This window comes from Streptomyces sp. NPDC090499, assembly GCF_044769305.1.
GTDB lineage: Bacteria > Actinomycetota > Actinomycetes > Streptomycetales > Streptomycetaceae > Streptomyces.
Genome location: NZ_JBIVXP010000001.1, coordinates 727,403 through 745,903 on the forward strand (window position 1 = coordinate 727,403; position 18,501 = coordinate 745,903).

The 18,501-nt window shown below is 68.1% G+C and carries 27 protein-coding genes; 11 read left to right on the forward strand and 16 right to left on the reverse strand.

All coding sequences use genetic code 11. The features are described from left to right. Nucleotides 1–99: 99 nt before the first annotated feature. The 14 genes from ACIQVL_RS03380 to ACIQVL_RS03445 all read right to left on the reverse strand — a co-directional run bounded on the left by ACIQVL_RS03380 (nt 100) and on the right by ACIQVL_RS03445 (nt 6,651). Nucleotides 100–330, reverse strand: coding sequence for a hypothetical protein (locus ACIQVL_RS03380; protein WP_403474183.1), 231 nt, complete (start codon nt 328–330; stop codon nt 100–102). Nucleotides 331–475: 145 nt separating this feature from the next. Beyond that, the gene (locus tag ACIQVL_RS03385; protein ID WP_403474184.1) at nt 476–1,129 is read right to left on the reverse strand and encodes a hypothetical protein; all 654 of its coding nucleotides are present in this window, start codon (nt 1,127–1,129) and stop codon (nt 476–478) included. Then, nucleotides 1,126–1,563 (reverse strand): hypothetical protein, encoded by a 438-nt coding sequence (locus ACIQVL_RS03390; protein WP_403474185.1) that lies wholly within the window; start codon nt 1,561–1,563, stop codon nt 1,126–1,128. Before ACIQVL_RS03390 ends, ACIQVL_RS03385 begins: the two co-directional genes overlap by 4 nt. Continuing rightward, entirely contained in the window at nt 1,560–2,018 is a 459-nt protein-coding gene (locus ACIQVL_RS03395; RefSeq protein WP_403474186.1) for a hypothetical protein, read from the reverse strand. Before ACIQVL_RS03395 ends, ACIQVL_RS03390 begins: the two co-directional genes overlap by 4 nt. Further along, nucleotides 2,015–2,287, reverse strand: coding sequence for a hypothetical protein (locus tag ACIQVL_RS03400; protein WP_403474187.1), 273 nt, complete (start codon nt 2,285–2,287; stop codon nt 2,015–2,017). Before ACIQVL_RS03400 ends, ACIQVL_RS03395 begins: the two co-directional genes overlap by 4 nt. Continuing rightward, on the reverse strand, nt 2,284–2,940 hold the full coding sequence (locus ACIQVL_RS03405) for a hypothetical protein (RefSeq protein ID WP_403474188.1): 657 nt from the start codon (nt 2,938–2,940) through the stop codon (nt 2,284–2,286). Before ACIQVL_RS03405 ends, ACIQVL_RS03400 begins: the two co-directional genes overlap by 4 nt. Then, on the reverse strand, nt 2,937–3,227 hold the full coding sequence (locus ACIQVL_RS03410; RefSeq protein WP_403474189.1) for a hypothetical protein: 291 nt from the start codon (nt 3,225–3,227) through the stop codon (nt 2,937–2,939). The genes ACIQVL_RS03405 and ACIQVL_RS03410 overlap by 4 nt, the downstream gene beginning before the upstream one ends. Before the next feature lie 23 nt (nt 3,228–3,250). After that, a complete protein-coding gene (locus tag ACIQVL_RS03415) occupies nt 3,251–3,493 on the reverse strand; it encodes a hypothetical protein (RefSeq protein WP_403474190.1) in 243 nt (80 codons plus the stop codon). Next, nucleotides 3,490–3,753: a hypothetical protein gene (locus ACIQVL_RS03420; RefSeq protein WP_403474191.1), complete on the reverse strand. Its 264-nt coding sequence runs from the start codon at nt 3,751–3,753 to the stop codon at nt 3,490–3,492. Before ACIQVL_RS03420 ends, ACIQVL_RS03415 begins: the two co-directional genes overlap by 4 nt. Nucleotides 3,754–3,767: 14 nt before the next feature. Continuing rightward, a complete protein-coding gene (locus tag ACIQVL_RS03425; protein ID WP_403474192.1) occupies nt 3,768–4,427 on the reverse strand; it encodes a hypothetical protein in 660 nt (219 codons plus the stop codon). Nucleotides 4,428–4,470: 43 nt separating this feature from the next. Beyond that, on the reverse strand, nt 4,471–4,911 hold the full coding sequence (locus tag ACIQVL_RS03430; protein WP_403474193.1) for a hypothetical protein: 441 nt from the start codon (nt 4,909–4,911) through the stop codon (nt 4,471–4,473). Between the two features lie 202 nt (nt 4,912–5,113). Further along, a complete protein-coding gene (locus ACIQVL_RS03435) occupies nt 5,114–5,896 on the reverse strand; it encodes a hypothetical protein (RefSeq protein WP_403474194.1) in 783 nt (260 codons plus the stop codon). Between the two features lie 289 nt (nt 5,897–6,185). After that, on the reverse strand, nt 6,186–6,461 hold the full coding sequence (locus tag ACIQVL_RS03440; protein ID WP_403474195.1) for a hypothetical protein: 276 nt from the start codon (nt 6,459–6,461) through the stop codon (nt 6,186–6,188). A 1-nt stretch (nt 6,462) separates the two neighbouring features. Beyond that, nucleotides 6,463–6,651 carry a hypothetical protein gene (locus ACIQVL_RS03445; RefSeq protein ID WP_403474196.1) on the reverse strand — a complete coding sequence of 63 codons (189 nt, stop codon included), beginning with the start codon at nt 6,649–6,651 and terminating at the stop codon, nt 6,463–6,465. Nucleotides 6,652–6,795: 144 nt separating this feature from the next. On the opposite strand from ACIQVL_RS03445, the gene ACIQVL_RS03450 reads away from it, so the two are divergent. The 4 genes from ACIQVL_RS03450 to ACIQVL_RS03465 are packed head-to-tail and all read left to right on the forward strand — an operon-like array spanning nt 6,796 to nt 9,092. Further along, a complete protein-coding gene (locus ACIQVL_RS03450; RefSeq protein ID WP_403474198.1) occupies nt 6,796–7,326 on the forward strand; it encodes a hypothetical protein in 531 nt (176 codons plus the stop codon). A 44-nt stretch (nt 7,327–7,370) separates the two neighbouring features. Continuing rightward, nucleotides 7,371–7,658, forward strand: coding sequence for a hypothetical protein (locus ACIQVL_RS03455; protein ID WP_403474199.1), 288 nt, complete (start codon nt 7,371–7,373; stop codon nt 7,656–7,658). Next, complete coding sequence (locus ACIQVL_RS03460) at nt 7,648–7,920, forward strand: hypothetical protein (RefSeq protein WP_403474200.1); 273 nt, start codon at nt 7,648–7,650, stop codon at nt 7,918–7,920. The genes ACIQVL_RS03455 and ACIQVL_RS03460 overlap by 11 nt, the downstream gene beginning before the upstream one ends. Further along, the gene (locus tag ACIQVL_RS03465; RefSeq protein WP_403474202.1) at nt 7,917–9,092 is read left to right on the forward strand and encodes a tyrosine-type recombinase/integrase; all 1,176 of its coding nucleotides are present in this window, start codon (nt 7,917–7,919) and stop codon (nt 9,090–9,092) included. Before ACIQVL_RS03460 ends, ACIQVL_RS03465 begins: the two co-directional genes overlap by 4 nt. Here the strand turns inward: ACIQVL_RS03465 and ACIQVL_RS03470 are convergent. Both ACIQVL_RS03470 and ACIQVL_RS03475 read right to left on the reverse strand, forming a co-directional pair. Next, entirely contained in the window at nt 9,089–9,646 is a 558-nt protein-coding gene (locus ACIQVL_RS03470) for an N-acetyltransferase (RefSeq protein ID WP_403474203.1), read from the reverse strand. The two genes, ACIQVL_RS03465 and ACIQVL_RS03470, sit on opposite strands and share 4 nt — an antisense overlap. Then, on the reverse strand, nt 9,643–10,851 hold the full coding sequence (locus ACIQVL_RS03475; protein WP_403474204.1) for a Tat pathway signal protein: 1,209 nt from the start codon (nt 10,849–10,851) through the stop codon (nt 9,643–9,645). The genes ACIQVL_RS03470 and ACIQVL_RS03475 overlap by 4 nt, the downstream gene beginning before the upstream one ends. Nucleotides 10,852–11,155: 304 nt before the next feature. On the opposite strand from ACIQVL_RS03475, the gene ACIQVL_RS03480 reads away from it, so the two are divergent. From ACIQVL_RS03480 to ACIQVL_RS03510, 7 genes are all read left to right on the forward strand, one after another. Beyond that, nucleotides 11,156–11,632 carry an ATP-binding protein gene (locus ACIQVL_RS03480; RefSeq protein ID WP_403474205.1) on the forward strand — a complete coding sequence of 159 codons (477 nt, stop codon included), beginning with the start codon at nt 11,156–11,158 and terminating at the stop codon, nt 11,630–11,632. An 86-nt stretch (nt 11,633–11,718) separates the two neighbouring features. Further along, nucleotides 11,719–12,759 carry a hypothetical protein gene (locus ACIQVL_RS03485; protein ID WP_403474206.1) on the forward strand — a complete coding sequence of 347 codons (1,041 nt, stop codon included), beginning with the start codon at nt 11,719–11,721 and terminating at the stop codon, nt 12,757–12,759. Nucleotides 12,760–12,833: 74 nt separating this feature from the next. Further along, nucleotides 12,834–14,345, forward strand: coding sequence for an amino acid permease (locus ACIQVL_RS03490; RefSeq protein WP_403474208.1), 1,512 nt, complete (start codon nt 12,834–12,836; stop codon nt 14,343–14,345). Nucleotides 14,346–14,351: 6 nt separating this feature from the next. Further along, nucleotides 14,352–15,719, forward strand: a complete 1,368-nt coding sequence (locus tag ACIQVL_RS03495) for a glutamine synthetase family protein (RefSeq protein WP_403474209.1) — start codon at nt 14,352–14,354, stop codon at nt 15,717–15,719. Between the two features lie 148 nt (nt 15,720–15,867). Continuing rightward, nucleotides 15,868–16,527: a hypothetical protein gene (locus ACIQVL_RS03500; RefSeq protein WP_403474210.1), complete on the forward strand. Its 660-nt coding sequence runs from the start codon at nt 15,868–15,870 to the stop codon at nt 16,525–16,527. Nucleotides 16,528–16,710: 183 nt separating this feature from the next. After that, nucleotides 16,711–16,848 (forward strand): hypothetical protein, encoded by a 138-nt coding sequence (locus ACIQVL_RS03505; protein WP_403252992.1) that lies wholly within the window; start codon nt 16,711–16,713, stop codon nt 16,846–16,848. A 69-nt stretch (nt 16,849–16,917) separates the two neighbouring features. Further along, nucleotides 16,918–18,456 carry a hypothetical protein gene (locus ACIQVL_RS03510; RefSeq protein ID WP_403474212.1) on the forward strand — a complete coding sequence of 513 codons (1,539 nt, stop codon included), beginning with the start codon at nt 16,918–16,920 and terminating at the stop codon, nt 18,454–18,456. The last annotated feature ends 45 nt before the right edge of the window (nt 18,457–18,501 follow it).

Consider the following 18,501-nt stretch of genomic DNA (forward strand, 5'->3'; position numbering starts at 1 on the left):
TCCTTCGTTCGTTGGCCCGACGGTTGCTCTCCGCCGGTGTGCTGGCCATGACGCCAGATGTTCAGTTGTGTCAGCAGTGCCGAAGCGCCGAACCGGTGCCTACTTCGTTGCGTCCTCGGCCTGATCCGGCAGCTTGTTGTCGGCCGTGACCGGTAGCTGGATTGGGTCGGGCTGGTGGTCGTACCAGGCGTACGACCACTCGTGGCGCACCCTCATCTCAGCGGCCCACGGGAACACCTGGCCAGCCAGGACCTGGACGGAGCTGGTGAAGGACTCCGCCGCAGCCTTCACGCGCTCGAAGCGGACGTTCTTGCGTAGGCCGACAGGCACGTGGAACTCGAACGTGAGCCGTAGGACTCGAGGCGACTCTTGGTCTGCCACCGGTACCCCTCTCTAGATCAGCAACAGCCCTCATTGTGCCGATCTTTCGAGGAGATTGGTAGTTCTCGGCGAGATTGGTCAATGTCGCCGAGAATTACTCCCCTTCGAGATAGCCGCGCGCCAGGTGTTCCTTGCAGTTCCCGCACCGCAAGACCCCGGCCTGGCTGGGGTGTTCCTCAAGAGTCGTCGGCCCGCACGTCGGGCAGGTGATCCCGACACGCTGCAGCGGCCGCGGCACGGCCGGCGTGATCGGGGTGTCGTGCGGCGTTGCCCCGTCCGCCCGGTCGCTCCAGACGAACCGCGGCTCGTCGCCACGCTTCGCGGACTGATGCCAGCCGCCCGGGTCGTCGACGCCGTCGGCGAACACAGGCATCCGGTCCACGTCGTAGTGCCTGGCCGCCAGGCCGCACTGCACCCGGCCGTGGAGAGCGTGCAGCATCGTCGCGTTGCAGGCCGAGCACTCGGGGCACGGAATGGGTTCTGGCTCCCCGTGGTGCCGGTTCCATCGCGTGAAGTCCGGCACCACCTTGTTGCCGTGGCACCTGGCGCACTTCGACGGTTTCACCGGAGGGAACGAAACCTCGAGCTTCACCAGGTCCGGGTGCCGGTCCGACGGGCCGAGTGCGTCGACCTGGCAGTGCAGCGTGGTTGTGCGCCAGCCCTCGAGGGGCAGCGTGGAAGGCAGATCGCCCCTGAGTAGGTTGGCCAGCTCCGCAGGGGCGATCTCGTGGTTTCCGGGGGACGTCACGACGGCTCCGGCGTGTTCAGGAAGCCTCGGACCTTCGCGGCGAGCGTCCCGATGGCGTTCCCGTCAACCTTCCCGACGGTCACGTCCTCGTACATGGCCAGCGCCTCGCGTAGGAGGCCCTCGGCCTCCTCCCCGCGGGCCAGTTCCTTGTCGATGCGGGCCTTGAGCGGCGCCCCGAACTCCTGCACCGCAGGGTCCGGGGCGAAGCGTTGGATCATGTCCCAGAACGCGCGTGCAGCCTCGTCCGGAACGTAGTTCTCCCCGAACTCGATCCGCCTGTCGGGGTGGATCGACACCATCGGCTGGCCGTTGTCGTCTGGGATGACCACCGAGAACGACGTGATCGGCCTGATGGGGGCGTACCGGACCGGCTCGCCGGCGAGCGGCGTGGAGATGATGCCCCGGGACTCGCCGACGTTGAACGCGCTGGTCACGAGAGATCCCCCCAGTAGCCGGGCAGCGGTACGACGTCGAGGCCCTCCTGCTCCGCCAGGCGGTTCACGCTCGGGTCGGCGCTCCACACCGTGAGGTTGCCGAACTGGCGGTGGGCGGCGCGCAACCGCTCCCGCTTCACCACGGCGCTGGGCCGGTAGTCGCCGCGGCCGCGCATCAGGACCAGGGTCGCGGGCACGCTGTGCCGGCCGAGCCAGGTGATGACGAGCTGCTCCAGGCGCCGGTCCCCGCCGGTCATGGCGAGGACGGTCTTCCCGCCCGCTCTCGCGCGCCGGGCGGCGGCCACAACGTCGGGGTTGGGCGGGCAGCCGAGCATCGCGGCGTAGAACGCGGAGGCGTCTTTCGCCAGGTGGTGGATGCTCGACACGTTGACGAGACCACCCTCGAGTTCGAACGCGACGGCGCCGGTGTTCGGCGGGGCGATTGCGGTGGTCACACGGTCTCCCCGTTGTAGACGCGGATCATCTTGACGGCCTTGTCCGTGCACGGTGCGCATGCACGGTTGTGCTTGTGGCCGGAGCCGCATATCGCCGCGGCGAGAGCGTCGACGGCTCCGGTGGAGGTGATACGGAGCATGGTGGGGCCCTTCCCACGGTGGACGTCGCAGGCCTGCGTCTTACCGGGCCGCGAGTTCTCCCCGCACGCGATCAGGGCCAGGCGCTGCTCGAGCGCGTGGAAGGTGGGGGCTTCGGCGAGGGCGGTCATCGGTTGCAGTCCTTCGGGGCGCGCGACTTGTGGTGGGCGATGGTCTTCAGGTCTCCCCCGACCTGCTCGTATGCGGTCATCAACTGGCAGGAGGTGCACCGGCGGGCGAGGTAGATCCGCAGGGGGGCGGTCTTCGACGTCGGGTGTCCCGAGCGGCCGCTGGTCATCTCGCCGTGCGCGGGGTCACCGCACCACTCACACGACGGGTCGTAGTGGGAGATGACCGGTGCCGGCCACCACGGCAACGACCACTTGATCGGGTGGCCCGCGTGTTCGGCGGGCAGGAGCGCCTCGGCGTACGTCGGCAGGTCAGGAAGCGCCCGCAGGTGCCCGCGGCCGCGGCTGTCTGGCTCCGGCTCGGGCAGGGCCTCCGTGACACCGGCGGGAACGAGCCGGGGGGCCTCGGGCTCCGGCTCCCCTCGCAGGGAACGCAGGCAGGCCGGGCAGATGCTCGACTCGGTGACCGGCCCGTCCCACGGCCGTACGCCCGGCGCTTGTTCGGCGTCCGGCTGGCATTCCAGAGGCACGGTGAACACCGGCATCGCCGGGGGCGTGACGCCTTCGCCGACCACGTGGAGAACGGGGCGGCCCGCGGCACGTACGATGCCCCGCCCGACCCAGACGACCGGCGCCTCGACGGCCAGCGCGCTCATGCCCCGGCCCCCGTCCACAGGAACGGCGGCAACTCCACGACGAACACGTGCCGCCAGCATCCGGAGCCCACAACGAGGACCCCGGTCACCTCCAAGTACCAGTCCCGTGAGAGCCGTTCGCCCTCGCACGCCGGGCAGAGCAGCGAGTTCCTGACCAGCACCATCGTGCGCGGCATCGGCGGCGGGAAGACGGGGAATCCGGCAGCGAGCACCAGGCGCTCCCCCGCCTCCGGCTGCAGACGGATGTAGACCTGCTGCCAGTCGTACGGATCCGCGTACGTCTCCATCGGCCACCTGGCCGTGCGCGCCCTCATCGGGCACGAGCCACGAGGAGGGGCACCAAGCCAGGAGACTTCAGGTTCTGCCGGTACAGGTCCCGGCGGGCGGCATGGATGCTGCGCCGGGCGAGGCACAGCACGCCGGCCGGGACGTGGCAGGTCGGGCACGCCACCGAGTAGGCGCCATGCCGGAACCGGGCCGCGGTCTCGTGCGCAGCGTCGTGCGCGGCGTCCGCGGCCGGGGACGGGATGACGGCAGAGAGCAGCGATATCACGCGCGGCCGCCCTTCCTGCTCCGCTTCTCCTCCGGGACGTACAGCGTCCAGTTCGTGACGACGCCTTCCTCGACATGGCCCGAGGCCCGGGTCTCGCCCGTGTCGTAGTCGCGGAGGTCGTTCTCCCAGAAGGTGACCCGGCCCTGCGCTGCGCCAGGCTCCCCGTACGGCCCCTCGTACTCCGTGTGGGGCGTGCCACCCTTCTCCCGTACCTCGGTCCAGGTGATGACAGCTCGGTAGACGGCACCGTGTTCAGCCATGATCTTCCGCGCCATCACGCACCGACCTGGTCAGCGGCGGGAAGGAAGCGCGGGCGGGAGCCTGCGGACGGGAGCGGACGCTTCCGGTCGAGCATGTACTCCCACTGTCCGGTGTTCGGGTGGGGCTGCTTGAGCCGCCGGTAGTAGGCGGTGCCGAGCTCCATGTCCTTGCTGTCCCCGACATCGGTGGGCAGCTCGAGCAGGAGGAGCGGACCGACCAGGGTGCCCGGCTCCTGGGGCGCCTTCGGCCCCCACACACCCAGCAGGACACCCATGTGCGGGCCCTCGACGATCCGGACCTCGTGGAAGTCCTTGTCGTCTCCCGATGCCTCGGCGGAGGTGTCCCGCAAGTTGCGCGCCCAGGTGTTGACCTCTGCGGCCGTCGGCGTCGGGGAGTAGCCGAGGAGGCTCCGGAGGGCGGCGATCGTCGTGAGGAGCTCCGAGTACGCGGCGACGGGGAAACCGTCGGTCCACTGGTCCCGCAGCAGGGAACACGCTGCCTTGTCGACGGTCTCGAGGAGGTGCAGATCGACCGTGTCACGGTCGAGGAGGGTGTTGGCGGCCGCGAACGCGTTGATGACCTTGTCCACCTGTTGGTGACGGTCCCAAGTCGGGGCCTCGGGCATCCCGCGGTGGTCGTACATCTGGAAAGCCGCGAGGACGTCGGTGCTCATGGAGGGGCATCTCCTGCTGCTGGGGGCGAGGGCGGGCCAGCCCTCATGTCATGTACGTCGGGGCGTCGATTCCTGTTACGGTTTCGGCGTTTCCACTGGTCAGCGGCTTGGTGAGTTCAACGATGACGAGTGACATCCGGGCGCATCCGGAGCCCACGGGCTCACCCATGACAGGGTTCGGGCCGAGCAGATGCGTATGGTCGTCGTCCGGCAGCAAGTGCCGGAGGAGGGGCTGCTTCGGGTCGGGAGTCACCAGGCCGTCGATGTACGCCTTGGCGGCCGGGGCCCAGTTCCCGGGATCCCTGGAGCGGCTGAGCTTCCGCGGGTGCAGCACGTAGTAGATCGCCGCGTGCTGCAGGCGAGGCACGCGCATGGGAGCGATGAGGCTGGTGGCGTCCCGGCGGAGCTGCTTGCGGATGCGGTACTCAACGCTCCAGTGCGGGTACCGCTTATTGCTGGTCAGCAGGTCCTCGGCGTACGGCATGAGCAGTATCCAGTGGCGCCCCGGACTGGGTAGACCGGCGAGCAGCGGCTCAACGGCCGGTGGCGGTGGAACAGCCGGCGGACCCGGATCCACGGGCTTCCGCTTCCGTTGCGCCTCCTTCGGCAGGGGCGCCGCGGGGAGCTGGCGGCGGCGGGCCTGCAGCTCGAGGAACTGCTTCGCGGTGAACCTGGCAACCAAGGGATCAGCCTTCCAGCGCGGCGGTACCGGCTTCGGTCAGCCGCCAACGGTCGCCGAGGTGGCCCCCTTCCGTCCTGCTGTGCTCCGCGTCCTTCCGCACCCAGCCCTTGCCCTCGAGCTTCTTCAAGGCGGCGTCGACCTTCCGGCCGAGGTGCCCCCACGCCGCCGTGCTGCGCTGGCTGGTGTCCCGAATCGTGGGGCCGCCTCGAGCGAGTCGGAACGTGAACACGACGCCGTCGTGCACGAGTTGGAGCATCTTGAGCTCGGCAGGGGTGGGCGGGGCCGGGGCGTCGAGGGCGCGCACTTGGTCCGCGTAGGCGATGCACCGCTTGCAGGTGGGAGGCAGGTCCTCGAGCGGGGCGCCCAGGTGCAGCGGGTTCGAGCGGTCCGGCGTCTCGCACAGGCCCATGCCGGCCTTGTGGAGCCGGGATCGGCCGGAGAGCAGATCGACGGCCGCCGTGATGTGCCGGAGCGGCCCCTGAACACCGGTGTGACGGGTGTTCTCCCGCACGGTGAAGGTGACCGGCGCCGACCCGGTGATCAGGGCCCAACGCCGCTTCTCCGCCTCCAACTTGGCCGCGGCCCGAGCCTCGCCCTCCTTGCGCCGTGCCTCCTCGGCTGCGCGCGCCTTGACGATGCGCTCGGGCAACGCCGGCGCGAGACCGCGCTCGTCGGCGAGGATCAGCATCCAGCCGTCGGAGGAAGGGACGTAGCGCAGGCCCGGGAAGGAACGGCCGAGCACGGCCGTGCACCAGTCTCGGCCACGGCGTTGGATGACGTCCTCCATCTGGGCGATTGTGCGGCCGCCGATCGGACCGCCATCCTTCCCCCGAGCCTCTCGACGCAGCTCCTCGTACTCCGGGTACGTGGGCTCGGGATCAGGCTGTGGAAGTACGGCGGTGACGACGATGCGACGAGACATCGGGGGTGTTCCTCTCTTCGGGTACGGCGGTTGCTCTCCGCCGAAGGGCGCCACAGGGCGCGTTCTGCGGTCGTGCCGTGGTGGTGGCTGCGTGAGGGGGCTGAGCGGAGAATCGCTCTGAGCGAAGAATCGAACGCGTCGAACAGTCCGGCTGTTACGACTTGACCGGCAGGATGGCGTCGATCGATGTGTCCCAGGCGCGACCGAACCACCGCGCGGCGCGACCGAGCGGGCCGGGGAGCATCTGGCCCAGCAGGATTCCGGCGGCGATCGTCAGCGTGAGCGCCAGGTTCGCCACGAACCAGCCCACGACCGAAACGGCAACTCCCGCCATGAGAACAACAGTTGAGACAGTGGGCGGGACGATGGTCGGGTGCGCGACGGCCAGGAGGCCGAAGGCCCAGGCGAGGATCTGCAGCTTGGCGAGCATCTCAACCCTCCTGCTGCTGGCCGTAGAAGCCGCTGCGGGGGTTGGTGGTGTCGGAGAGGTGGACGCGCCACCCGTCGTTCGTCTTCACCAGCGGGTCCGCTTCGGTACCCGGGTGACCGTCGGCCGCGCAGATGTTCCGCTGCCCGTTGTGGTCGCGCTTCTGCTGAGCGCTGCTGATCCAGCCCGCCATCGAGGGTGCTCCTCAGTTCGTGGTCCGGGCGGTTGCTCTCCGCCCTTCGAGGAAGACCCTACGGTGTTACTCATGGGTAGCCGACAATAACTCCAATTGTTGTCGGTAATGTTGGGGCGTCACCACCCAACCCACGGAGGACAGTTGCGCACCGAACAGAACGACTCGGACGACCTCGACGAGATGCTGGCCGAAGAGATCAGCACCTACGAGGACGGCACCCCGCCCTGGGACGACCTGGACCCTGGCGTTGTTCCTCTCGTCCGAGCGTTCTCGAAGATGCCAGGCATCAAGTCCGTCTCCTCGTGCGAGGGCCACCCTGAGTGCAACGGCCAAGAAGCCGAGTGGCACATCGGATGGGTACTCCGCTCCGCCGACCCCGAGGTGAGCATCATCGACGCCGGCCCGCACCCAGAGGGCTGGCTGCTCACGGAGTGGCTGCTGTGGCACGCCAACGATCTCGCCCGTGCCGGGTACAACACTGTCGGCAGCACCTCAGTCCCCCCACCGTTCATGAACTTCCCCGGCCGGGCGCTGACCTTCTGGGTCCACGGAGCATTGAGGGGAGAGAAGACCATGGCGCCGGATGAGTACCTGGCGAATCTCTGCGAGACCTGGGAGAAGACCGGATACGGCGAGCTTGAGGAGCAAGCAGACTCGGAGAAGCAGTCGTGACCATGTCCCCTCTGCCTGACCCGACCCCGCAGAGAATCGTGTGGATGCGCGAGGAGATCGCCCGCAAGTCCGGTGCCCTCGGGCCGAACCTGCGCGACGCACTTCTCGGAGTGCTCGACCTCTACGGCGCCGCATCCGACCAGACCCGGCGAGACGACTCATTCCTTCAGTCGTGGGCGATGAACTTCCGCATCGAAGGGTTCACCATGCCGAACGAGAGTGGTGCCCGAACCCTGCTGCCTGGCCTCACCGCCGCCATCAACCAACTCGCCATGGCGTTCCCAGACGAGGAACCCCCCAGCCACCTGCGCAGCGTGCCCGATGACCTCTGACACTGAAACCGTTTCCGACGGCACCATGCCGTGCCCCGTCCCCAGCCCCGACCACGGTCACCCCTGCACCAAGATGATCCCGCGCGGCTGGACCGCGGACGAGGGACACAGCGGCGGCCACTTCTGGCAGTCCCCGCGGGCCGCCGAACTCGAGGCACTGGGCGCCCACTACGACCCTGGTGTCGCCCTGTCTGGGCAGCCCACACCCTGGCACCTGCCGAAGGACTGCACCCCCGACTGCTGGAAATGGCGGGACCTGTGAGCCTCCGCGACCAGGACGAGGGCGAGGTCGTCGACGCCGAGGTCGTCGACGCCGACGGCGCCCTGGTGCTCGTCGCGGAACCGCCTGCGCAGCCGCGCGTCGACCACAACACGGTGCTGTACCCGGGCCAGGCCATCCCCACCACCGCTGACCCCAGCACGCAGTACACCGAGCGGGACCTGTACGTCAGCGACGAGACCAGAAAGATCCTGGAGGAGACAGACCCGACCGACTCGGGCCCGATGCGCGCCTTCAAGGACTGGTGCGCAGAGCAGGGGCGCGTAGCCGTTCCGTGTACCACCGCCACGTTCACCGAGTACGGGAGACACCTGATGCAGCGGGGCCTCAAGGTCTCGACCATCAAGAACTACATGTCGTTGATCAAGACGGCCATGCCGCCAGGGAAGAAGCCAGATAACAGCCTCTACCTGCGGCTCTTGGCTAACTACCGGAAGAACAACAAGCGGGCCCTGCGTACGCGGCAGGCGTTCCCGCTCACCTTGCCGTACGTCGTGCCGATGATGGAGAAAGCCGAGGCCGACGGCCGGCCGATCGGCATCCGCGACGCGGCGATGTTCGCCTTCGGGTACCGGTTCCTCGGCCGCAGCATCGAGGACGCCGACGTCATGATCGAGGACCTGACGGTCCTCGACGACCGCGTCGTCGTCTGGGTCGCTCAGGACAAGACCCACAAGGACGAGGACCAGACGATCCCCCTACGAGACCGGCCGGACATCCAACTCGTCCGGCGGATGCGCCGCTGGCTCGAGTGCCTGGCCAGCCACGGCATCACCACCGGCCCGGTGTTCCGGCACCTGCTCAAGAACGGGGTGCCTGCCACAGAGGAGACCCGGGCGAAAACAGCCACGAAGCGTGGCACACACCTCCGCGGGCACGTGGTCAATGAACGGGTGAAGCATTGGTTCGCCAAGGCCGGCCTGGTGGGCGACGGCCGGCCGATCACCTCCCACGGCCTGCGCGCCGGTGGGGCCACCGACCTCGCCGAGAACGGCGCCACAGACCAGGAACTCGAGGACGCCGGCCGCTGGGCCAAGGGCTCGAACATCCCCCGCAAGGTGTATGTACGCCCGGCGCAGGCCGCGAAAAGTGACCCGTTCGCAAAGGTGCCAGTACACGCCCCGGGCACATCGAAGGGCGAGAAGGACCGCTAGCGCAGGGGGTCGCGCATCATCGACGCGAAGACGGGGGAGTCGGCGAATGGCTGCTGGCTCCCCACCTGCTTGTAGCCCCACGACTCGTACACGGCCTTGAGGCGACCGTCGGACAAGAGCGGGTTGACAAGCAGCGTGACCCGCTGCTCCTGGCGCTCGTTGAGGAGCTGTTCGTGGAGGGCGCGCGCCGCGCCCTTGCCGTGGGCGCCCCGCCACTTCCGGCGCACGAGGATCTCGTTGAGCGCGAGGGTCCGCGCCCCGTCCTCGGCTGTGTACTCGGCAGGAAGCGGCTTCTTCTCCGCGGACCACCACCCGGTGTTCTCGCCGAGGGGAACAGCGAACACGTAGCCGATCGGCTCGTCGCCCTCGTAGGCCACGACCGCTTCCCAGCCCGGCCGTGATGCGTACGTCGTCAGGCGCTCGCTGAAGCGGTCCGGGTGGTAAAAGGGCCGGTCCATCAGGCCGAACTCCCCGCGCACTTCAACGTGGATGTCGACTATCAGCTGCCGTACAGATTCGGCGTTGCTGGTCCGGTGGTAGGTGGTGCCATTCATGCGGCTGCCCTTCGGTGCTCTTGCCACGCCACGGTCTCCGGGCTGTGCGGCGCGACGGCGGCGAGTCGGGTGGTGAAGCTGTCGAGGAGCATGCCCACACGGCCGTGCCGTGCCATGCCTGGCGCGACGGTACGGGCCGCGGCGATGGCCGGCTCAATGTCGCCCTGGCCGAGCTGGGCGTGCGCCAGATTCGCGTAGGTCAGCGCCCGGTTCCGTTCGAGGTCCGGTCGGAGACCGGCAAGGCACCGGTAGGCGGTGCGCTCAGCGTCCTCCCACCTGCGCAGGCGCAGAAGCGCGAAGGTGGAGAGGCTGTCGAGTTCGGCTTGGTCGTAGAAGCCCATCCACGGCGGCCGGTGCTTCGCCCGGTCGGCCCGGTCGTAGCTGGCTTGCGCGAGACCGATTGCCCGGAGGGAGCTCCGGATGTCCCCGGCATCGGCGTGGAACGTCGCGAGACGGGCCAGGGCCAGGGAGGCGTACAGAGGATCGTTCCGGGTGATGGATTGCGAGCGGGCGACCTCAGCCGCGCGGATGGCATCGGCAGGGCGGCCGAGGTGCCGATACATGATCCCGGCGTGGCCCCACACCCGGAAGAGGATAAAGCGGTTGTTGGCCAGCCCAGCAAGAGTGACGGCTCGGTCCAAGTACGGCTCTGCCTCGGCCAAGCGTCGCCCGTCGACCGCGGCCCACATGGCGCTGGCGGTGAACGCGGCCGCCACGCCGTACAGCTCGGATCGGATGCGGGTTGACGCGACGTGACTGTTCTGGAGTTCCACGGTCTCTACGGCGAGCGCCGCGGCATGCTGCTGCAATTCCCTCGTCCCGCCGTACTTGTTGTCCATCGCGACGACGGCAGCGAGTTTGGCGTTCATCCGGTCCACGTCGGCTGACCCGAGACGACGCTGCGAAGCGGAGGGGGCTGTCAGTGCGGCGCCTGCGGCGGTGGCGGCGTTGAGGAAAGCGCGTCGATACACGGAGTCGTCCTCGGGTGCTGGGGAAGCTGTGGTCTGTTTCCCCCGGGGAACGAAGCCTAACTCTGGGGCAGTCAGGCCCGTCACCCTGTGAAGTGCGGCCTTCATGAGCTCGTTGGGTGATGCGTGTTCACCTCTGAGCAGCTTGTAGACATGCCGTTCGTGCACGGTCCCGTACCGTCCGGTGAGCTCTTCAATTGCCTCATTGACCAGGCAAGCCAGCTCCTTTTTGGACATCCCGTGCTGTCGTAACCATGACGCGAACGCCTCGTTCCGTGTCCCCGGCATAACTGAACGTTAGGACTTGGCGAGGCAGCCGCGATTAAAGAGAAAGTCAAAACGGCAGGGGTGTCGCAGGCAACTCCCCCGCCATACGGCATTCCCGCCGGTGACTGTGCAGCGGTTCTCTGGATGCCCGGAGCGCCACGCCAGACAGGGAGCCACCCCAATGTCCCCAAAACCTGCCGAATTGACGAGCCTGTCGGTGGCGCCGTTTCTCGTTCCGGTCCGATATCCCGTAACGGACGGGTTCGACGTAGCGATGCCGGCGGCTGCGGCGAGCGTCAGACAGGCACGGCGGATCGCGCGAGCCTGGTGCCGCTACTGCCGAGTGCCAGAGGGCCTCATCGACAGCGTGCTTCTCATCGTCTCCGAGATGTGCGCGAACGCCATCCTGCACGGCAGGTCGGACAGCATCGGTGTACGGGCGTGGCTGCCGTCCTTCGGCGTACTGCGCATCGAGGTCACCGACTACACCCCCTCCCAGCCCCCCGCGGTGCAGGCACCGTCCGCCGACAGTGAGAACGGCCGCGGCCTGTTCCTGGTCGACGCCGTGGCGGCGGACGCGGGTGGTAACTGGGGATTCACCGCCGACGGCACCCGCGCCTGGTGCACGCTCCCCCTGCCCACGAAGGCCTCGTACCAGCGGCCTGCCGCTCCGGAACCTGATCACAGCTTCTCGGCCCGAGGTTCCCAAGCCTCAACCCGAGATCCCGCAAGTTTCCACGCCCACCCCTAATCCTCAAGGCCACCCCCATGCCTGATTCCTTAGCGGCCGGTGCCGTGTATGCACGCTTTGCCCCCAACGGCGGCGCCCCCGATGACATGAGCCTCGTTGTCAGCCCGGTTGGTGCGGACACCGCGCTGCGAACCGCCCTGCAAGACCTGCGGCTGGGGCGCTACCACGCCGCCCGGGACCTGCTCGAAATGACGGGCCGTGAATGGGGGCTGCGGACGAGCCGCAGCAACTTACTGGCGGCCGGCGCCGGTGAGCCGGGCATCTTCAAACTGTGGCTAGACGAGGAGCCGAACAGCCCGGACGCGGCCATGATGTGGGCACGGGTGCTGACCCGGGCCGCGCTCAAGGCCTACCGCAGCGGTATGAGCGAGGACGTGGTGGGAAGCGCCGCGCGGCTGGCCGCGAAGGCGGGGTGGCGGGCAAGCGAACTGCTGCCGGAGTGCCCGGTGCCGTGGGTCGACAAGATCCTGCTCGCGCAACTTCCCTACCCGGCCCACATGCTCGATCCGTACGCGCGGCGCCGTCAGATGCCGTGGGACGAGTTGCCCGGCGGTCGTGATCAGGGGATGCCTCACCTCGGTCCCTGGCCACTGCTGGGGGAGGTCGATGCCCGCCACCCGGGCAATCGCGGGGGCTACCACGCCATGCGCCAGTACTTCCAGAGGGTTCGCAGCACGGGGGCCGCGATGGACTTCTCCTGCTGGATGCTCCTGTCGGAGCCACCCAACCCAGAGTTGTGGCTGCTCGCGGTGTACGCCCTCGTGGACAAGTTCCGCACGGAGCACGAGGACGACGGCGGGGCGACGTCGCGGTTCTGGCAGACCGGGGCCGTCGGGCACTACGCCGTCCAGGCGTACACCAAGTGGTTCGCCCAGCTCCCGCCCGCCGAGTACCCGTGGGCGTCGATGGCGGACCTCAGCCACCTGGCCCACGCCCTGGTTGCGAACGGCGAGACACAGATGGCCGCCGATGTGCTGCGGGCGATGGGCCCCTACGTCACCGCCCAGCCCTGGAAGGACGTCAACAAGATCCTGGGCCGCTTCACGGACTGGATGGACTGGTTCCTGACGCTCCGCGCCTCCACCCTGCGCCGTTGGCCCCTCCCCACCCCCACCCCCACCGCCTGACCAGCTCCTCCCCCTTGGCGTTCGACGCCTCCGATCTGTCCCTTCCCCTCATCCTGATTCGAAAGTGATCTCTGGTGTCTCACAGAAGAACCGGCACAACGACCGCCGATGCCGACGACGACGTCCTGGCCAAACTCGGGATCAAGCCCGAACTCAGCCGCCGTACGTCCGCGTTCCAGAACTTCGCGATCAGCATCACGGTGATCTGCATCCTCGCCGGCGGCCAGACCATGTTCGGGTTCGGCATGAGCCACGGCGGGCCCGTGGTCATGCTCGGCACCTGGGTAGCCATCGGCTTCTTTACCCTTCTCGTCGGGATGTGCCTGGCCGATGTGGTCTCCGCCTACCCGACCTCAGGCGGCCCGTACTTCATGGCCAGCAAGCTCGGCGGCCCCCGCTGGGGCTGGCTGGTCGGATGGCTCAACCTGCTCGGGCTGCTCGGCGCCATCGCCGGCATCGACTACGGCGCCGCAGCCTTCACCGGCGCCTTCATACAGATGCAGTGGGGCATCGCCCCCACCAACGCCACCACCATGCTGATCTTCGCGGTCATCCTGCTCGTGCACGGCCTGCTGAACTCGGCCGGCGTCCGCCTCCTCAACCTGCTCAACTCGATCTCCGTGTGGTGGCAGCTCGGCGGCGTCGCTCTCATCGTCGGCGCCCTCACCCTCTCCTCCTCCCCCCACCAGTCCCCCTCGTTCCTGCTCACCTTCCACAACGAGAGCGGCCTCCACAGCACCGTGCAGGTGGTCCTCGTCGGCAGCCTGGTGGCCGGTTACACGTTCTGCGGCTACGACGCCTCCGCCCACATCGCCGAAGAGACCACCGATGCCCAGGTCTCCGCACCCCGGGGCATCGTCCGCTCCATCTGGGTGTCCTGGGTGGCCGGGTTCGTCCTCCTCGCCGGCATGCTGCTCGCGGTCCAGGACTACGAAGGCACGCTCAACTCGGCAACCGGGGTGCCCCCCGCGCAGATCTACCTCGACGTCCTCGGCGCGGCAGGCGCCAAGGTGCTGCTGCTGGTGGTGATCGTGGCGATGCTGCTGTGCGGCAACGCCGAGGTCGGCGCCTCGTCCCGCATGGTCTACGCCTTCTCCCGCAGCCGGGCCCTATGGGGGTGGCAGAAATGGGAGATGGTCAACGACCGGACCCGGACACCCACCCGCGCCGTCTGGTTCTCGGTCGTCGTGCCGTTCGTCCTCGCCCTGCCCGCCCTGTACTCGACCGCCGCCTACGGGGCGATCACCGCGATCAACGCGGTCGGCATGATCCCCGCCTACGGCATCCCGGTCTACCTCGCCCTCCGCAAGGGCGCCGACTACCGCCCCGGGCCCTGGACCCTCGGGGCCTGGCGCAAGCCGATCGGCGTCATCGCCTGCCTCTACGTCGTGGTCATCACCATCGTGTTCTGCCTTCCCCAGACCTCCCCGATCACCACCGACTCCTTCAACTACGCCGGCATCACCCTCGCGATCGCACTGTTGTTCGCATGGGTCACCTGGCAGACCCGCGGCAAGAGGGCCTACCTGCTCACCGCCAGCCGCACCGCCCAGCCCAGCGAAGCGCTGATCGACGAAAGCCTCTGACCCACGATGACTACCCAACTCTTCCCCGAAGACCTCACCGGACGCATCGACCTGGAAGCCCTGAAGGACCCCATGCTCCAAGGCGGCATCCGCACGGTGATGGCGGCCATCCCCGACATGCGCGGCCACCTCAAGGGCAAGCGCCTCAGCAGCCTTGCCCTTCTCAACCGGCTCGGCGAGGACGGCGGCAACCGTGTGGCGGAGGCCTGCGCCTACATCCTGGCCACCAACGCTGACATGGACCCCCTTAGCGGCTTCGACCTGACCAGTTGGACCGACGGCTTCCAGGACATGGGGGTCGAAGCGGACTGGCCCTCGCTGCGCGTGCTGCCCTACATGTCCAGCCTCGCCCTCGTCCATTGCGACGCCGTCGACCTCGACGGCGCGCCCATCGAGGTCGCGCCCCGCCAGATACTGCGCCGTCAACTGGAGAGACTGGCAGAGCTCGGCTACCAGGCGCAGATCGGCCTGGAGAGCGAGTTCGTCCTCTACACCGGGCTCGAGCCGGCCGTCGGCCGCAACATCGACTACGGCTTAGATCTCCCACCGCAGACCGCGAACTTCCTGGGCCACCTGGAGACGGTCCTGCCGGACGCCGGCGTGCCCGTCGAGGCTGTGAAACCCGAAGGCGCGCCCGGACAGTTCGAGGTGACCTTCCCCCACGACAAGGCGTCGGTCATGGAGGCCTGCGACAACTACACCGTCTACCGGCACGCGCTGCGGCACGTCGCGCAGCAGCACGGCATGACCGCCTCGTTCATGGCCGCACCCGAAACCGGTGTCGGCAGCGGCCTGCATCTGCACCTGTCCCTGTGGCGGAACAGCCAGCCGGTCTTCGCCACCGCCTCACACCGGGATATGCCGACCGAGGCCATGAGGCACAGCGTCGCCGGCCTCATGGACGCGATGCCGCACCTGACACCGCTGTACACGCCGACCACCAACTCCTACAAGCGGTACGCCACCCCGCGCTCCTTCGCCCCCTACTTCATGAGCTGGGGGCCGGACAACCGCGGCTGCGCGATACGCGTGACTGGCCATGGCCAGGGCACACACCTGGAGATCCGGCTGGGCGGCGCCGACGCCAACCCGTACCTGCTGACCGCCGCCACACTCGCCTCCATCGCCCACGGCCTCGACCACAAGCTGACCCCACCGCCCCCATGCCTGGGTGACGCCTACGCCGACCGCTCGTCCCTGCCACTGCCCCGGGACCTGGCCGAAGGGCTACGGGACTTCCAGACCAGCCCACTCGCACACGACCTGTTCGACACCCAGATCGTCGTCCACTACGCCCGCGCCGCCCAGGCCGAAGTCGACGAGCAGCGCTGCACGGTCACCGACGTCGAACGCAGGCACCTCGCTACCGCCTGACACACGGCGGCGGTGCCACGACTCCGTACGCGGCAAGGTGCTCAGGTGCCGCGTACAGACCCAACTCCTCATGCCCCTCAGGTCACGGAAAGGCAGACACCTGATGAGTACGGCTCGGGCAACCACGAGCACCAACACCGGAAATGGTGTGACTGCGAAGCGGCTGCACTGGCATGGCACGCCCGTGCCGTACATCACCGCGTGGAGCGCAGAGGCCGCGCCCCAGCCGCGCGTCGTCCGCCGGACAACCGGAGCCGGCGAGGGGATCGGCTTCGAGGACGAGGATCCCCGAACCGACCGCCGCTACGGGGTGTTGTGGATCCGGTCGACGCTCGCTCCGGGCCGTGGCAAGCCCGAGTTTCTCCTGGCCAACCCTCTCCGGCAGAGGCGGGCGATGGAGCACAGCCTCTGCCAGGTATGCAGCCGCCCGACCATCGGCACACGGGCCGACGGCCGCACCCTGTTCCTTCTGGGCGGCGCGAGGCCCATCACCGAAGGCGAGACGACGACCGCGCCCCCGGTGCATCAGACCTGCGCCAGGCTGGCAGTTGAGCACTGCCCGCCACTGGGACGCGGATTCGCCGTCGCACTGGTCGAACGCGCCACGCTGTACGGCATCGCCGGTGTCATCTACGACCCCGAGACGCTTGCACCGCTTCCTCGTACCGAAGCGCGGCCCGGTGAGCTCGCCCACGTCGACATCGCCTCGGCCGCCAGCCGCTGGACGCTCGCCAGCTTCACCGTGGTCAGTCTCCACGGCGTGACGGCAGTCGGATCCGACGCACTGCGCCGCTTCCCCGTGCCCTGACCGTTCCTTCCTCACACCGGCCGTTTTACGAAGGGAAACAGCCGACCGTGATCGCCCCGCCCATCGACAGCGACGGGAAGGGGAATCATCCGATTGCCGCATCTGTACGACGGACCGGCAGCCGGATGACAGCAGCGAGCCAACCGGCTCTCTGTCCTACCAGATCTAGGAAGGGAGGTAGCAATGAACGCCGAATCGACGCTCCTCGAACTGGACGGCCTATTCACGACTGCGGCCCGCACCATGGAGCCGACCAGCGTGAACCGGAGCCGCAAGCCCTCAGGCGAGGGCGACCAGCGCGTCAACGAGGACGACGACTGATCGTCTGTCCTCAACGGGGCCCCTCATCTTGAGGGGCCCCGTCCCAGCTTCCGATGCAAGGAGCGGCTGATGTTGAGCATGCGAATCGACGCCACTTCGACCAGCCTGTCATGGGAGTGGGCCGATAACCGATGGCGCAGCGGATCATCCTGGATCTCCCCCTACGATCACCCCGCGCTGGAAATCTGGTCAGTCCAGGACAGCCAACGGGTTGCCTTCCAGGTACGCGAGAGGATGCCAGGACAGTTGCCCCACTCGCCAGACGCACCCAGGCCGGTCAGCACGCGGGCCTACAGCGAAGCCGTCTCAAAGGCCGCTGCATGGGAGCGAGCACACCATCTCATCGAGATCACCCCGAACGGGATCAGCGTCAGCACCGGAGCGCGCTGCCCAGCACCCGTCTATCTGACGGAGAGCGGCGGCGTCTTACAAGGGCATTGGGACGTGACACGTCTACTCCGTGCTGTGCAGCACCAGCATCTCGACCCCGTTGAGGTCGCGCGGCTGTTGGCACGAACTGGCCACTACAGCACCCGCACCGCATGGCAGGGCGTTTCCCTGCTCACTGAACGCTCCAACGTCTGGTTCCACGATGGGGAACTCAGGGTCCGGGTGCCTGAGCCAGCCCGCCACGATGAGCCCCGCGAACTCTCCCCAGACGCAAGGGTCCTCGACGGTTACGAACGGCTTCTCGACGCTGTACTGGCGGACCATCACTACGTGCCCGAGCGGACTGCGATCGAGTTGTCCGGAGGGATGGACAGCAGCAATGTGGCCATGACGCTGGCCAACCGCCACGGACCCATCCTCGTCAGCGGTGCGCTGCTCCAGGAAGGTGCTGCCGGTGAACAGCAGAAACGGCGCCGGGCCGCGATGATCCGTTACGCCGGCCTCCGCGACACCGCGCTGCGCGCCGCCGATTACCTGCCGCTGGACCCGCACTATGTCCCGCGTGTGCCACTGGGGCCTCATGAGGAAATCTACATTGCGGGCCACAGTCAGTTGCTTGCCAAATGGAAGGCCGACGGCGTGCTCTGGGCCGCCACTGGGGTTGGCGGGGACGAGATGCTGAGCCTGCCGCCGGAGCAGCTCCCTCCGCTAGTACCCTCCGATTTCCCCCGCTGGCTCACCCTCACCACGTTCGAGGCCCTACGCGACCAAGAGAGCGGCATCCCCCCTGCGCCGCCGATCTCCGACTCCACGCTCCGGGCCCTTGCCTGCGGTGCGCCAATGTATCTGCGCGCCGGCCTGTGGCCGCTGTACCCACTGGCCGATCCGGTGATGTGGCGGTTCGGCCAGTGGCTGCCGTTCATATGGCGCCGGAAAAAGTACCTCGCTCGCGCCCGTCTCAAGCGCCTGGGCTTCGACGCGGAGGTGACTCATCCGCCGCTGCGTGAGAACTTTCACGACGTGCTGCATCAGGCTCTCGTCCGTTTCGGCCCGGCTTCGATCCGAGCCTTGCTGGCCACAGGATCTCCGTTGATCGAAGGCAAGTTCGTAGATGCGGACGAGTTGGCGGCTGCGGCTCTACGGTTGGAGCAGAAACAGCTCAAGCCGCATGACGGCATGGTCATGCATGTGCTGCGCCTCCACCATGCCCTGATCTAGTCGCGGAAGTAAGGGGCCTGGCCGCCCACACGCAGGCCAGGCCCC

What these genes read in the sequence shown, in the direction of transcription:
- ACIQVL_RS03480 (WP_403474205.1), top strand. Translation starts at nt 11,156, where the DNA reads ATGCCGGCGGCTGCGGCGAGCGTCAGACAGGCACGGCGGATCGCGCGA.
- ACIQVL_RS03420 (WP_403474191.1), bottom strand. Translation starts at nt 3,753, where the DNA reads ATGGCTGAACACGGTGCCGTCTACCGAGCTGTCATCACCTGGACCGAG.
- ACIQVL_RS03475 (WP_403474204.1), bottom strand. Translation starts at nt 10,851, where the DNA reads ATGTCCAAAAAGGAGCTGGCTTGCCTGGTCAATGAGGCAATTGAAGAG.
- ACIQVL_RS03405 (WP_403474188.1), bottom strand. Translation starts at nt 2,940, where the DNA reads ATGAGCGCGCTGGCCGTCGAGGCGCCGGTCGTCTGGGTCGGGCGGGGC.
- ACIQVL_RS03400 (WP_403474187.1), bottom strand. Translation starts at nt 2,287, where the DNA reads ATGACCGCCCTCGCCGAAGCCCCCACCTTCCACGCGCTCGAGCAGCGC.
- ACIQVL_RS03430 (WP_403474193.1), bottom strand. Translation starts at nt 4,911, where the DNA reads ATGCCGTACGCCGAGGACCTGCTGACCAGCAATAAGCGGTACCCGCAC.
- ACIQVL_RS03445 (WP_403474196.1), bottom strand. Translation starts at nt 6,651, where the DNA reads ATGGCGGGCTGGATCAGCAGCGCTCAGCAGAAGCGCGACCACAACGGG.
- ACIQVL_RS03455 (WP_403474199.1), top strand. Translation starts at nt 7,371, where the DNA reads ATGCGCGAGGAGATCGCCCGCAAGTCCGGTGCCCTCGGGCCGAACCTG.
- ACIQVL_RS03505 (WP_403252992.1), top strand. Translation starts at nt 16,711, where the DNA reads ATGAACGCCGAATCGACGCTCCTCGAACTGGACGGCCTATTCACGACT.
- ACIQVL_RS03510 (WP_403474212.1), top strand. Translation starts at nt 16,918, where the DNA reads ATGTTGAGCATGCGAATCGACGCCACTTCGACCAGCCTGTCATGGGAG.
- ACIQVL_RS03460 (WP_403474200.1), top strand. Translation starts at nt 7,648, where the DNA reads ATGACCTCTGACACTGAAACCGTTTCCGACGGCACCATGCCGTGCCCC.
- ACIQVL_RS03425 (WP_403474192.1), bottom strand. Translation starts at nt 4,427, where the DNA reads ATGAGCACCGACGTCCTCGCGGCTTTCCAGATGTACGACCACCGCGGG.
- ACIQVL_RS03440 (WP_403474195.1), bottom strand. Translation starts at nt 6,461, where the DNA reads ATGCTCGCCAAGCTGCAGATCCTCGCCTGGGCCTTCGGCCTCCTGGCC.
- ACIQVL_RS03435 (WP_403474194.1), bottom strand. Translation starts at nt 5,896, where the DNA reads ATGGAGGACGTCATCCAACGCCGTGGCCGAGACTGGTGCACGGCCGTG.
- ACIQVL_RS03495 (WP_403474209.1), top strand. Translation starts at nt 14,352, where the DNA reads ATGACTACCCAACTCTTCCCCGAAGACCTCACCGGACGCATCGACCTG.
- ACIQVL_RS03485 (WP_403474206.1), top strand. Translation starts at nt 11,719, where the DNA reads ATGAGCCTCGTTGTCAGCCCGGTTGGTGCGGACACCGCGCTGCGAACC.
- ACIQVL_RS03470 (WP_403474203.1), bottom strand. Translation starts at nt 9,646, where the DNA reads ATGAATGGCACCACCTACCACCGGACCAGCAACGCCGAATCTGTACGG.
- ACIQVL_RS03410 (WP_403474189.1), bottom strand. Translation starts at nt 3,227, where the DNA reads ATGGAGACGTACGCGGATCCGTACGACTGGCAGCAGGTCTACATCCGT.